This is a genomic window from Mucilaginibacter sp. P4_A11, from assembly GCF_056402535.1.
Genome location: NZ_JBFUHE010000002.1, coordinates 219,803 through 233,468 on the forward strand (window position 1 = coordinate 219,803; position 13,666 = coordinate 233,468).

Genomic DNA, 13,666 nt, shown 5'->3' on the forward strand with positions numbered 1-13,666 from the left:
GAGCATTTTTTTAACACTAAACTTTAAAATTTGGAATCCGCTATTGAAAACACCGGTTTATTACCTCCGGTAACCGACCAGTTCGGTGATATCCTGAGCAATCTGAAAAGCAAATTCAGGATTGAGCAACCCGGGCATATTGATTTTCATTTAGAGCAGTTTAGCATTTTCAAAGACTATCTCGACATCAGCGTAAAACAATCGTACGCTATAAAAAACAAAAATAACGACAGCTATATGCTGTTTACCGAATGTCAGCCCAAACATATCGCCCATCATCATGGCAAAGCTGTAACCGGCCCACATTATCAAACCTGGGCGCTGGCTTACTTAAAGCACGATTTTGGGCGGGTACTCATCAGGCGCGAAACACTTGTTGATAAGATCATTGAACTGATCCACCCGGTTGAGCTGGATTTTGCAGAAGACAAGGCCTTCAGCAATACTTTCTACATGCTGGTAAGCGATCGCCAAAAAGCAATTACCGGTACTGACCGTAACTTCCGCAATGTAGTAATGGATATCAGGCTGGATGATTTCGTGATTGAGATTGTTGAGCATACCCTTATTATAGGTAACACCCACCCCATTTCAGTTGAAAAGGCTTTGCACCTGGCCGAATTTGTTTCGAGGTTATGTACTACCTGCGATTAGCCTACGATAAGTTAGCTTACCGTTAAATATCCAGTTCAAATACAAGGTATATATCGTTTTTACCCGTACAGGTAAAACCTAACCTTTTTAAAGCATTTAAAGCTTTTGTATTGTCAGCATTCACTTCGGTACGGCATTTTTTAAATCCTTTTAATGCCAGATCTTTCAGGGCAAATTCTACAAGCCGCCTGCCATATCCCATCCGCTTTGTTGATGGATCTGTTAGTACCATTGAAACAAACCCAACTTTATTTACATGATCATTAGCGTAATAGGCTAAAAATCCGTGCATAACATCCTGTTCCATAACAGTTATAATGCACGCTTTTTCAACAAGTTTATCTATATAACCTTCCAAATTACCAACCTCAAACAATCCACTCTCATCATTAATCATCAGGTTCATTAAATCGTAAATTTTAGATTTCATGTAAGAGCTTTGTTCAATCATAATCGGTTTAAATTTTATTGTTAATTAAAATCGGTTATATCAGCTCAGGTAAGCGGCAAATAAAAACATGCGTTAATGTATGAAGGCACATCAACCGGGCATCAAATAATAGTAATAGAAAAGTGACTGATATTTAGATTACAAAACCAATTTATAGGTATGTATTTAAACAAACAAGAGGAGTAAAACAATGGTAATCAGATTGTATATCAATCTATACTTGCTTTACACTATCTGTAAAGCCAATTATTCCATTGAATAGTTAATATACAAGCAATGCTTGTGAATTATGCCCATGAACTACTTATAATTCTCGGGCTTAAAAATCACCATTCCGTCCGGCTTAACCCGCCATGCGGTTACCGGGTTCATATGGTATCCGCCTATATCTTTTCCGCGGGCATCAATCAATTGTTTCAGAGTTGGTTGGGTATAACCTGTTTCATCGGTTACGCGGCTTAATATCTCCGTTTCAGAACCATCCCATTGCCATAGGTGGCGAAAGTAGGTATGCGCTTTTTCCAATATTGGGCCTTGCAGTCTCGCTTCGCTCCAGCTTTTTCCTGCATCGGTACTTACTTCAACTTTCTCCACTTTCCCCCTGCCGCTCCAGGCAATCCCCCGGATCTCTATCCAGCCCCGTTCAACCTTTTGCGGAAATGAGGGATAAGTAATGATTGACCGGGCATCCATCTCAAAACTGAACATCCTGATCTTATCTTTAACCGCATAGGTGTATTTAGAGGTTTCTTCGCGTGTAAAATATGGTGCGTCAGAGATCTCAATGCGCCTTAACCATTTCACGTTGGTATTTCCCTCCCATCCGGGCAGCAGCAAACGGGCAGGATAGCCCTGCTCCGGGCGGATAGCCTCGCCGTTTTGAGCGTATACGATCATGGCATCGTCCCAGGCTTTGTGCATGGGGACACTGCGGGTAAGTACTGCGGCATCTCCCCCTTCGGCTAAAAACCAGGTAGCCTTTGGATCAACCCCAAGCTCGCGAAACAAGGTTGAAAGCATAACGCCTGTCCATTCACTTTGACTGGTTAGGCCGAGGATTTCCTGTGCGGTCATTTCCTCTTTACCTGTACGGAAATTACCTGCACATTCTATAAAGCAGGTGCGGGTTACCGATGGGAAACGCTTAAGGTCATGCAAACTAAACTTCATGGGCCGTTCAACCATGCCATGGATCAGCAGCTCATATTTGTTTGGGTCGATGGTTGGGATCCCTGCATGGTGCCGCTCAAAATGCAGATCGGAAGGCGTAATGGTACTATACAGATCCTGCAAAGGTGTCCGGGACGAAATATCTGAAGGTTTCTTAACCGGGTTTTCAAACAGCGACCGCTTCCCCAGCGTACCGGGCAGCGGTCCGGGTTGTTTAGTTGGATCAGGTACAAGCGGCACACCCACCTGCACATATTTAGCAAATGATGATGTTACAGGTATAATAGCCGCGGCCAAAGCCCCGCCCAGCAAAGTACGTCTGCTGATCTTCATTTCGGTGGTTTTAGCCGGTTTATCCTGTTGCTGTTCCATATTACTTTACTTCCGGGCCGCCCTTGCGGTCGTCAACAATAAAAAGTTTTTGTGCAGGCATCATCACCTTGGCCAACGTTCGCGCACTCATAACCTCGGTGGGCTTAATCACTTTATTGGCACTCAGCAACCATGCTGATAAACTGTACACCTCATCATTAGTTAATGAGCCCGGCGCATTGTAAGGCATAGCCCGGCGCACGTAATCAAACAAGGTGGTGGCGTAGGGCCAGTAATTACCTATGGTTTTAGCCTTGCCTTTTCCCGTCACGAGGGGCGGGCCCGGCAGCTTAATACCTTTGATCTCTTTGCCATCGACGCCATGGCATGATGCACATTTGTTTGTATAGATCACCTCTCCTAACGCCGCTGTACCACTCCCCGGCGGCAAACCTTTGCCATCGGGTCGTATATCAATATCAAGGGCGGCAATGTCTTCTTTTGTAGCTACTTTTCCATATCCAAAACTTTGGGGCCATTTTTCCCGGCCCGAAAAAAAAGCAGGCCAAAGCCAAATCATCACCCCAATAATGATGATCCCCGAAAAAACAAGGAGATGGCTCCGCCTTACTTTGAATTTTTTGAACATAGTAACAGCCTGTTAAAACAGTATGAACGCTATAGCCAGCGTAATGAAGATATTAAAAGTTTGTGCTATCAGGAATGCGTATAACGGCTTCTTGCTATTTTCGTTAAACAAGTCGGCAAAATTGGTTTCCAATCCGATACTGGTAAAAGCCAGCGCAAACCAAAGTCCTTGTAAATTCTTCAGGCTATCCTTAACCGTTGCAGCCGCTGCGGGCGAAAGAAAGAATGAGAACAGCAGTGAAGCACCAATAAAACCAAGTACGAATTTCGGGAACCGCTCCCAAATAACTTTAAGCGTTGGTTTGGTGTCTTTATCCTTTGCCGATGGGTGTTTGGTATAAGTCCAATAAATAGAGATTGCGAAAGCAGCCAAGCCAAGCAATACGTTTTGCGAAAATTTCACGATGGTGCTGATCTTCAGGGCAACTTCGCCTACTAACGACCCTGAAGCCACAACTGCGCCGGTAGTATCAATACTGCCGCCCAGCCATGCGCCTGTAACTTCCTGCGAAAAATGGAATTTATGAGCGATAATAGGCATAAAGATCATCATGGGGATTGCTGTGATCAATACCATCGAGATCACGTAAGAAAGTTTTTTCGAATCGCCTTTAATAGCCCCGGCAGTAGCAATAGCTGCAGATACTCCGCAAATGGATACCGCACTCGAGATCATCATGGCGATCTCATCATCAACCTTGAGCTTTTTGCAAACCCAGAAAGCGAAATACCAAACCGAGGTTACTACCAGTAAAGCCTGGATCAGTCCCAATGAGCCCGCTTTTAAGATATCGCCAAAAATAACGCTGGTACCTAAAAGCACCAGGCCTATTTTAACAAACAATTCGGTTGACAGGGACGACTTAAGCCACTCGGGCAGCTTGATAAAATTGCTGATGAGCAAGCCCAAAACAAGACTGAAGATCACCGCTTCAAGATTAAGCGATTTGGCCTGGCTGCTACCGGCAAGTATTAAAGCAATGATAGTGACAATGTATACCAGCGGAAACCCCAGAGTATAATTTTTGATGGATTTACCGGTGATGAGCGCGCCTATCCCGCCAATAATAATAACAAAACCAAATTGGATAAGCACTTTAACTAAATTAGCTGAACCGAGTACTTTACCGGTTAGCTCCGCGCTGTCTTTCCAGCCGAAGCTTGGCACAGGTAAAAGCAGGCCTGCTAACGAAAGGATAATGATCAATGAGCCTAAAATAACTACTGCCCAGTCTTCGTGCAGGGTTAGTTTAGTAGTGGTGGTTGACATAATTGAATTTTTATAGTGTGATAATATGTTATGATTTTATGCTGATGTTAAACACATCTTTTAGCGCCCGTTGGGCCGAATGATAGCCACACATGCCGTGTACCCCTCCTCCCGGAGGTGTAGATGACGAACAGATATAGATCCCCTTTGCCGACGTACGATAAGGCGAACGCCGTAAAACCGGCCGGGTAAACAGCTGACCGATATCGATAACTCCGCCGTTAATATCTCCGCCGATGTAATTGGGGTTATAGTTTTCCAATTGCCGGGTATTGAAAGTGTGCCTGCCAATGATCCGTTCACGGAAACCGGGGGCGAAACGCTCCACCTGTTTCTCGATAATATCGGTCATATCCTTATTTGATCCGTTAGGCACATGGCAGTAGGCCCAGGCCGTGTGTTTGCCTTCGGGAGTGCGTGTACTATCAAAAAGGCTTTGCTGGGCCAGCAATACAAACGGCTTTTCGGGATGTAAACCTTCCCAGATCTGTTGCTCGCCGGCCGCAATTTCTTTTAGCGTACCGCCTATATGCACTGTTCCGGCTTGTCTTGCCCCTTCTGCCTTAAACGGAACAACATCGTCAAGCGCCCAATCTACCTTAAACACCCCCATTCCGTAACGGTACCGTTCCAGTTGCCATTTGTACAGCGATGAAAATTTGTGCCCGGCAATTTGCAATAGCTGTTTTGGTGTAACATCAAACAAAACCGCATTTGCCGATGGCAGCTGATCAAAAGAGGTTATGTAAGTGCTGGTTTCTATCTTACCCCTTATTGATGTAAAATAGGAAGCCAGCGCATCCGCTATTTTCACGGAGCCACCTTTGGGTACCGGCCAGCCCTTTAAATGTCCGTTAGCCATCAGCACCAAAGCAATAGCCGATGTGGTCAGATTGGTTAAAGGTTGGATACTATGCGCCGCCATGCCCGCCAAAAGCCCTTTGGCTTCTTCGGTTTTAAAACGTTTGGCTAAATGGGTTGACGAGGTTAAAGCATCCAGACCGAAAATGGCCAGATCAACCGGGTGCTTTGGAAAGGTAAGCGGTCCCAATACATCAAGCGCAAGGCCCGGCCATGATTTCACTAAATGCGCCATCAGTTTGATATAAGCATCCCTGTCGGCACCCAACAGATCGGCAGTTTCAATGATCGATTTTTTGAGCACTGCTGCCGTTCCGTTATCAAATGGATGTGCTGCTGCTACTTCCGGGTAAATATATTCCAGGCCATGCTCGTGCAGCGGTAGAGTCTCAAAAAACGGTGAACCCGCCGCAAGCGGATGAACGGCCGAACAAACGTCATGTTTAAATCCCGGTAGGGTAAGTTCTTCGGTACGTAAACCGCCGCCTATTTTGTCCTTTCCTTCCAGCAATAAAACCGAAAGCCCGTTTTGCTGCAACAATATGGCTGCCGCAAGGCCATTTGGCCCTGAGCCTACTATCACTGCATCATAATCACGTTTTTCCGGTTTCATTGGTATCTGTTTTAGTATTTGCCCGCAACTAACTTGCTGTCGGTAAGCGCGTATTGACGGTTTACGCGGTCAAGCACAATATACACATCATTTTTCTTGTCGTCCTTACCGGTCAGTACAATGTGCGATCCGTTTGCATCAGCAGTATAGTTAAGCACCATATGGGCGCGTTTACGCTTGTCTTTCAGCTCCTGGGGCACACCACGCTCACGGCGGGTTGACTGTGCAGCCGGGTCAATAGCCGTTACTTCATTACGGATATTCGCTTCCGCAGGGATAAATGATTTGGCAACTTTGTTATCGCCCGCTTTATCACCGCCGCGGTTGCCGCGCTTGCCTTTACGTTTGGTAAACTCAGGCAATTTATCCTGTAAATAAAGTATTTTGTTCACGGTATCGGCATCGTAATAAAATACCCGTTTGCCACCCGCTACGCCCGTAAGCTCGAAATTACGGTTGATATCGCGCATTGGCGAACCGCCGCCATTAGATAGGTCGAGATTTAATAGTTTGTTAACGTTAAATGTTAATGACGACCATTTTTCGAACGTTACCCCCTGCCAGCGAACTGAATCCAATGGTGAGTAAGGAATATCCTGGCCATTGAGCTTAAACTCACTTACGTTGTAGTTACCACGCAATTGTTTAACTCCGCTTGTTGCCGGCTGTTTATACGGATCATATTTAAAGTTTACGTATTGCAAATAGAATAACCATACCAGGAAAATACCGATGGTAGCAGTTTTTAAAACAATGCGGGTAGTTTTAAGCCATTTTTGGGTGAACACCGGAATCAAAACCGGCGGCACAGTGAAACGTTCTTTAACGATCAGGTTATAAACGGGCACCGCATCGTACCATAATAAAAATGCCGAAAACAGCACAAAGTATGATGCATAAACATGCACGCCACCGTCATAAGCAAAGTTTACGTAGGTAATATCACCTAAAGCACCCAGCAATAATATCGCACCAAAAGTGGTGGTTTTACGGAAGAACAGCATGGTTCCCGCAGCCAGCTCAACAACCCCGGCAAATACCTGGTACCAGGGTACAATACCAACCGAAAGCCAGTAGATCTTCTGTGCGGTAAGGTCGCCGAAATGCGCGTTGAGCACGCCCAATGAAGGATAAGGCATTTGAACCGGGAACAGCTTTGTAAAGCCGAACCCGATTATGCCTATACCTGCCCTGTACCGCACCACCACGCGCAGCCAGTAATACAGGTTATGATATTGCTTGTTTTTACTATCGAGGGCTGTCCAGATGAGGCCACCGACGATACCTATAGCAAGCGCTTCAACCCAATCAACATAACCTAACAGGTTATATGCAGGGTTTTGAAATTTGTAAATGCTTGGTGAAAACCGCGCTATATCATACAGATCGCGGTAATGCAAATGAAACCAGTTAATGGTAACCAGGTTATTCCACCATTCGCCCGTTACCGGGATACACATGATGATAAAAAAGATGAAAGCAATACGGAAAGCCACCCGCTGAGTTGCAGTCCATTCCTTCCTTACGGCCGGTTCTGTCGCAGGGGCCGGTTTACCGGGCTTGCTTTCCGGTGCAGCGTTGCCAACTTGCTCTGCTTCCGGATTTATTACTGTTGTTGCCATGATAAATATCTTTAAAAGTTCAGATCTTAAAGTTTAAGTGCTTTGCTCCTGCCCTGCGCGGCTTCCTGCAACAGGTATTTTTTGTTGATCCTGTCCAGCTGTACATAAATCGAATCGCGGTTATGATCAACGCCTGTCAGGATAATGGTGCCGTTTGCAGGTTTTGTATAGTGGAGTGTAAACTGATCGGCCTTGTAGTTATTGTTCCTGTTTTTGAGCAGCAAAACATGGTTTACCGTATCGGCTACATAGCTATAATAGGCGCGACCGGTTGTGCCATCAAGTTCATATTTGCGGTCTTTATCCCTGCTGCTGATCTCTTCGGTAATGGCTGTATCAGGTTTATATCTTTTTAACGAACCGATACTAATGGTAGCCCATTTTTCAAAAACAACATCGTTCCAGCGGGTAGTGTCCGTTTGCGAGTATGGCAGTTGTTTGTTATTAGCTTTGAAGTCACTCACATTATATAAACCGGCCACGCCTGCCAATCCATTAGCCTTTGGATACTGGTAAATATCATGATGGTAGGCCGCATAAGTTTTATAGCCGTACAGGAACACGAAAAAGAAAATGAACAGGCTTTTCAAAACCAAACGTGATGTACGCCATTGCCCGCTTAACGAAACTTTTACGATGTTTGGCGCTGTTGGCTTACGTAAAGCAACCAGGTTATAAATGCGCAAGGCATCGTAAACGGTTAAGAACAGCGCAATGCTGATCAAATAAAGCGCATAAATAGCCTCTCCGCCGTCATAAGCTATATTAGAGATGAACACATTGCCGGTAAATACAAGAATGATCACCGCTCCAAAAGTTGTTGTTTTACGGAATAGCAACAATATGCCAACTACGATCTCCACCAAACCCAAAAATGACTCATAAACCGGCACTATACCCAGGCTCAGCGAGAACAGTTTCCAACGGTTGAAATCACCATAAGAGGTATTGAGGTTGCTTAATGAAGGCAGCGGTGATTGCAGCGGGAAGAATTTAATAAAGCCGTAGGCTATGATGCCGATAGCCAAGCGATAGCGCAGGATCACCCGCAGCCAGTAGTACAGCTTATTATAATTCTCGCTCTTTTTATCGCGGATGCTCCAGATAATCGCCCCAATTAATGCAATACCGGCTATAAGTACCCAATCGGCAAGGGTGCCAATGCCCCATGCGCCGGGTGTACTGCTGCCTGATATAAATTGAGGTGTGTAACGGCTGATGTAAAAAATATCGCCAAAGCTAAGGCTACCCCATTGAATGTGGAATAGGTTACCGAAGTACTTCCAATCAAGCGGAAGTGCCTGCAGCACAAAGTAAATGAAGAAGAACCGAAAAGCCTCCTTTTCGTATTCCTTCCATTTGGTTTGGTTGGTGGTTAATGTGCTCATTGTTTYATGTTTTTAAATTGAATTAGAAGACGCCGGGGGCAGATTCGAACTGCCGTGCAAGGTTTTGCAGACCTCTACTTATCCGCTCAGTCACCCGGCTTTATGTCCGTTAGTACCCCGGATTCTGCGTTAATGCCGGATCAACATTCAGCTGATCAACCGGGATAGGCAGTATATTTTTCTTAGTATCTGTTACACCCAGCACCGCTGCTGCCCTGCCGGTACGCACCAGGTCGAACCAGCGATGGCCTTCCAATGCAAACTCAATGCGGCGTTCGTTTTCAATAGCCAATAAAATATCAGCTTGCGAAACGGCGGTAGTAGCTGTTAATCCTGCGCGGTCACGTACAGCGTTTAAGTCGGTAAGGGCATCGCCAAGTTTATTAAGCTGGGTACGGGCTTCAGAGCGGATCAGGTATTCTTCAGCAATCCTGATAATGTAAGCCGGGTCAGTTGCCGGGCTACGGTAGTACAGGTTACCATACCATAAACCTGCCGATGTTTTAGCAACCAAAGCGCTGCGGTTTCCGCCTATCGTCGGGTCATTTACAAGCGCTAAAAATGTGCTGTTAGGCGCCCATTGACGGGTACCACTATTGGCAGGCGGCTGCCATTGCCCGCGGTGACCGTTAGTATAAGTAGCGCTGTATGACAATTCAAAAACCGACTCCTTAGTTCCAACCACATTATTGGCAAACCAGGCGCTATACGGTTTTAACAATGAATAATTCTGTGTATCACCCAACACGAGCGTAGCATAGTTTTCGGCATTAGCCCAGTCTTTTTGATACAGGTAGTACCTTGCCTTTAAGGCATAAACGGTTTCTTTATTAGCCCTTACCGGGTTTTGTGCGGTTGGCAGGGGCAGTAATGGCTCGGCAGCGTTCAGGTCGCTTAGTACCTGTGCGTAGGTTTGCTCAACGGTACTGCGTTTAATGCCATTTTTATCTGTGGCCGATATGGTTGGCGTAGTCACGATCTGTACACCGCCCCAGGTGCGGGCAAGGTCAAAGTAGCATAGCGCCCTGATGAAGTAAGCCTCACCCAGCAGCTGGTTTCTTTCGGTCGTGGTGAGCGTAGCATCGGTAACGCCCGGCAATTTGGCTATTACATAGTTTGCGCGGTTTATTGTAGTATAAATAGCCAGCCAGATCCCGGATACGGTAGCGTTATCGGCCTTTACATTATGATCAATAAATTGCTGTACGATAGATTGCGAACCTGTCCACTGGATGTTATCGCCCGATAAATAGCCTACCGAAACAAAGTTTACACCATAGTAGTTATCGGCAGATAAAGCCCTGTAAATGCCGCGAACAGCAGTTTCGGCCGATGCGCGGTCGACAATGGTTTGTGAATCGGATACCGAATCCTTGGGCTGCACCTCCAGGATTTTTTTGCAGGAAGCCAGCATCACAAGCGATAGAACCGGAATTGTATATTTTAAAGTTTTAAGTAATTTCATGATCGTTGCCCTCCTTATAAAGTAATATTTACACCTAACTGAACTGAACGCGGCTGCGGCGGCGTACCCAGGTCAATACCCTGCACATCCTGTCCACCGCCTACGTTTGCTTCCGGGTCAGGCCCGGTGTATTTGGTGAACAGCAGCAGGTTACTACCCACCACGTAAATGCGCAGCGACTGGATATCTATTTTTTGAGTAAGCGCCTTTGGTAGTGTATAACCGAGGCTTAATGATTTGAGGCGGATGAATGAGCCATCTTCCAGGAAGCGGCTGTTTTGCTCAAGTGTGTAGTTATTGCCGTAAGCAGTTAAGCGAGGTACATCGGTAATATCACCCGGTTTTTGCCACCTGTTTAACTGGCTGGCAAATATTACGCGGTTAGCATCGCGGGTACCGCCGCCTTCGCCGAAGAAACGGTTAAGGTTAAGCACTTTGTTACCTTCTTCAAAGGTAAACAGGAAGCTGGCATCAAAACCTTTATAGGTGATGGTATTGCTTAAGCCTCCGAAATATTTAGGTAGCGCGTTACCAACTATCTGACGGTCTGAAGTGTTGATCACGCCATCTTTATTAACGTCTTCGAATATGGCGTTGCCGGTTTGAGGATCAACACCTAATTGTTTATACATCCAGAACGAGAACATAGAATATCCCTGCTGCATGCGGATCCAGTCGCGGCTGTACTGGTTGATTGGTACCGGAAGCGATTTGATCTTGTTAACGTTGCCCGAAATATTGAAACTGCTGCTCCAGCTAAAATCTTTGGTTTTGATGTTGTTTGAACTGATGCTTACCTCGTAACCTTTGTTGCTTATTTTACCAACGTTGCTGTAGTAAGTGCTGTAGCCTGTGATACCAGGCACCGGCAATTGCAATAGCACATCGCTGGTTTGTTTCGAGTACAGATCGACAGATAAGTTCAGGTGATTGTTCAGCAAGCCGAGGTCAAAGCCCACGTTAGCCTGTGCTGTACGCTCCCATTTCAGGTTTGGATTAGCCAATTGCTGTGGCGCTGTGCCAGCTTTATCACCACCGGTTGTATTATCGGGATAGCCGGCACCGCCGCTCCATAAACCCTGTGCAGCAAAGTTGTTGATACCAGCCTGGTTACCGGTAACACCGTAGCTGGCACGCAACTTAAGATCGCTGATGGAATTTACATCTTTCAAAAAGCTCTCTTCCTTCGCGCGCCATGAAGCTCCTACCGATGGGAAGTACCCCCATTTATTGTTGGCACCAAATTTCGACGAACCATCGGCACGGGCACTTACTTCCAGGTAATACTTGCTGGCATAGTTGTATGAAATACGCGAGAAGTACGATGAAAGGTTGGCCTTTGTCCAGGTCTGATTGGCTGTACGTGTTGATGCTGCCGAGATATCAGTATAGGCATTATTAGGGAAGCCGGTTCCCTGGGCAGATGTTAGCTGTACAATATTGCTTTGCAGGGTATTACCCGCCACCACATCTAAGGTATGCTTTTGGCCAAAAAGATGATGATAGGTTAAGGTTTGCTCGTTGATCCAGGCGCTGCTTTGGGTTATGGCCGATGTTGCAAGGCCGTTTGTAGGCGATGCGCCAAGCTGCGTTTTATCATTCCAGTATTCAGATTCGTTGTAGTTGTTATAATCAACGCTCCAGCTTGAACGGAATTTCAATCCTTTCAGGATCTCGATATCGGCATATACGTTGCCTATGTAACGTAAGCTTGTGGTGTTTACATCATAGTTATTCAACAGCACCTGCAGGTTATCAAAACCGGCATACCGGGCAGGTGTACCGTCAGGATTGGTTTCGGGCAGATAAGTTGGTGTATGCAATGCCGATTGGAACAAACCTCCCGCCGGACCATCACCAGAACGAGCCTGGTTGCGGTACGAACGCGAAATGCTATTACTTGTACCCACCTGTACCCTATCGCTGATACGTTGATCGAGGTTTACTTTAAAGCCAAGGCGGCTAAAGTCGATTGGTTTGATATCGGCCTGTTGTTTGGTATAGCCCGCGCCTATATAATATTTAGTATCCTTTGAACCACCCTCTAACGACAAATCGTAGTTAGCCAGGTTACCAGTGCGGAACAACTCACTCAAACGGTCGTAGGTGTTTTGTTGTGATGGTAGGCCACGTGGTGCCGGTGAGGCCGTAGGGTTATCATCAGCAGCACGGAAAGGCACGTAAGCGTAGGTTTTAATACCGGCGGCATTACCCGCTGCAACCGCATCCGCTTCAGAGTTACGATAAAACTCATTTACTATTTCGGCATGCTGTGGACCTGTAGTAAGTTTCCACAATTTATCCTTAGGCTGCCATGCCAACCCCTGCGAAACGTTAAGGTTGATCTTGGGCCTGGTATTGTAATTACCGCGTTTGGTAGTAACGATAACCACGCCGTTTGCACCGCGCGAGCCGTAAATAGCCGTAGCGCTGGCATCCTTCAATACCTCGATATTCTCAATATCATCGGGATTGATATCGGCAATAGGCGATGTTGCCCTGCCGCCGGTGCTAACAGTTTGCAAACTGGTGTTATTCAAAAATACACCGTCGACTATATAAAGCGGATCATTACTGGCATTGATAGACGTGGTACCGCGTACACGGATAAAGATCCCATCGCCCGGCACACCGGTGTTGGAGTTGATCTGTACACCAGATGCTTTACCCTGTAACTGGGCATCAAAACTGGCGACCGGGGTTTTCTTTACTTCATCGGCCTTTATGGTTGATACCGAGCTAATCAGATCCTTACGGGTTTTGGTACCGTAGCCCACCACTACCACATCGTTAAGCTGTTGTGGAATAGGTTTCAGGTAAATTTCAACGGGGCTGCCGTTAACAACAATTTCCTGTTGTTCATAACCTATAAAACGAATGATCAATGTATAAGGAAATTTTTGGCCGGTTACAAAGTCAAAACGACCTTCGGCACTGGTTGAAACCGCGTGGGTTGTGCCCTTAATTGACACTACAGCACCCGGAAGTACATCCCGGGTGGTAGCATCAAATACACGTCCTTTTAAAATTGAATTAACGGTTGCGGGCGGCTCCTGCTGGGCCACTGCTGCAATAGGCAAAAAGAACAAAAGCAGGAAAAGATATTTGGAAAGTACAGTTGTGTTTTTACGGATAAATATTTCCATATTTAACGAGGTTAAAATAAATGATCAATGCGTTTAGTTTAGCTCAGATGCAAACCGGCGGAGTGA

General features: G+C 46.0%; 10 protein-coding genes and 1 tRNA gene. 1 reads left to right on the plus strand and 10 read right to left on the minus strand.

Annotated elements, in window-relative coordinates; translation table 11 throughout:
• Positions 1–30: 30 nt before the first annotated feature.
• Positions 31–654: a hypothetical protein gene (locus tag AC1DUD_RS04750; RefSeq protein ID WP_477372140.1), complete on the plus strand. Its 624-nt coding sequence runs from the start codon at positions 31–33 to the stop codon at positions 652–654.
• A gap of 22 nt (positions 655–676) precedes the next feature.
• Here the strand turns inward: AC1DUD_RS04750 and AC1DUD_RS04755 are convergent, their stop codons facing one another.
• From AC1DUD_RS04755 to AC1DUD_RS04800, 10 genes are all read right to left on the minus strand, one after another.
• Positions 677–1,084, minus strand: coding sequence for a GNAT family N-acetyltransferase (locus AC1DUD_RS04755; protein WP_477372142.1), 408 nt, complete (start codon positions 1,082–1,084; stop codon positions 677–679).
• 321 nt (positions 1,085–1,405) lie between these two features.
• Positions 1,406–2,647, minus strand: a complete 1,242-nt coding sequence (soxC, locus tag AC1DUD_RS04760) for a sulfite dehydrogenase (protein WP_477372144.1) — start codon at positions 2,645–2,647, stop codon at positions 1,406–1,408.
• A 1-nt stretch (position 2,648) separates the two neighbouring features.
• On the minus strand, positions 2,649–3,236 hold the full coding sequence (locus tag AC1DUD_RS04765; RefSeq protein ID WP_477372146.1) for a c-type cytochrome: 588 nt from the start codon (positions 3,234–3,236) through the stop codon (positions 2,649–2,651).
• A 12-nt stretch (positions 3,237–3,248) separates the two neighbouring features.
• The gene (locus tag AC1DUD_RS04770; protein ID WP_477372148.1) at positions 3,249–4,505 is read right to left on the minus strand and encodes a YeiH family protein; all 1,257 of its coding nucleotides are present in this window, start codon (positions 4,503–4,505) and stop codon (positions 3,249–3,251) included.
• Positions 4,506–4,533: 28 nt separating this feature from the next.
• Entirely contained in the window at positions 4,534–5,979 is a 1,446-nt protein-coding gene (locus AC1DUD_RS04775) for a phytoene desaturase family protein (RefSeq protein ID WP_477372150.1), read from the minus strand.
• An 11-nt stretch (positions 5,980–5,990) separates the two neighbouring features.
• Positions 5,991–7,601: a hypothetical protein gene (locus AC1DUD_RS04780; RefSeq protein ID WP_477372152.1), complete on the minus strand. Its 1,611-nt coding sequence runs from the start codon at positions 7,599–7,601 to the stop codon at positions 5,991–5,993.
• A gap of 26 nt (positions 7,602–7,627) precedes the next feature.
• Positions 7,628–8,989 (minus strand): DoxX family protein, encoded by a 1,362-nt coding sequence (locus tag AC1DUD_RS04785; protein ID WP_477372154.1) that lies wholly within the window; start codon positions 8,987–8,989, stop codon positions 7,628–7,630.
• 29 nt (positions 8,990–9,018) lie between these two features.
• Positions 9,019–9,089, minus strand: a tRNA-Cys gene (locus tag AC1DUD_RS04790).
• A gap of 9 nt (positions 9,090–9,098) precedes the next feature.
• On the minus strand, positions 9,099–10,454 hold the full coding sequence (locus AC1DUD_RS04795; RefSeq protein ID WP_477372156.1) for a RagB/SusD family nutrient uptake outer membrane protein: 1,356 nt from the start codon (positions 10,452–10,454) through the stop codon (positions 9,099–9,101).
• Between the two features lie 14 nt (positions 10,455–10,468).
• Positions 10,469–13,600 carry a SusC/RagA family TonB-linked outer membrane protein gene (locus AC1DUD_RS04800; protein ID WP_477372158.1) on the minus strand — a complete coding sequence of 1,044 codons (3,132 nt, stop codon included), beginning with the start codon at positions 13,598–13,600 and terminating at the stop codon, positions 10,469–10,471.
• Positions 13,601–13,666: the final 66 nt, after the last annotated feature.

What these genes read in the sequence shown, in the direction of transcription:
- AC1DUD_RS04755 (WP_477372142.1), bottom strand. Translation starts at nt 1,084, where the DNA reads ATGAAATCTAAAATTTACGATTTAATGAACCTGATGATTAATGATGAG.
- soxC (WP_477372144.1), bottom strand. Translation starts at nt 2,647, where the DNA reads ATGGAACAGCAACAGGATAAACCGGCTAAAACCACCGAAATGAAGATC.
- AC1DUD_RS04765 (WP_477372146.1), bottom strand. Translation starts at nt 3,236, where the DNA reads ATGTTCAAAAAATTCAAAGTAAGGCGGAGCCATCTCCTTGTTTTTTCG.
- AC1DUD_RS04770 (WP_477372148.1), bottom strand. Translation starts at nt 4,505, where the DNA reads ATGTCAACCACCACTACTAAACTAACCCTGCACGAAGACTGGGCAGTA.
- AC1DUD_RS04775 (WP_477372150.1), bottom strand. Translation starts at nt 5,979, where the DNA reads ATGAAACCGGAAAAACGTGATTATGATGCAGTGATAGTAGGCTCAGGG.
- AC1DUD_RS04780 (WP_477372152.1), bottom strand. Translation starts at nt 7,601, where the DNA reads ATGGCAACAACAGTAATAAATCCGGAAGCAGAGCAAGTTGGCAACGCT.
- AC1DUD_RS04785 (WP_477372154.1), bottom strand. Translation starts at nt 8,989, where the DNA reads ATGAGCACATTAACCACCAACCAAACCAAATGGAAGGAATACGAAAAG.
- AC1DUD_RS04795 (WP_477372156.1), bottom strand. Translation starts at nt 10,454, where the DNA reads ATGAAATTACTTAAAACTTTAAAATATACAATTCCGGTTCTATCGCTT.
- AC1DUD_RS04800 (WP_477372158.1), bottom strand. Translation starts at nt 13,600, where the DNA reads ATGGAAATATTTATCCGTAAAAACACAACTGTACTTTCCAAATATCTT.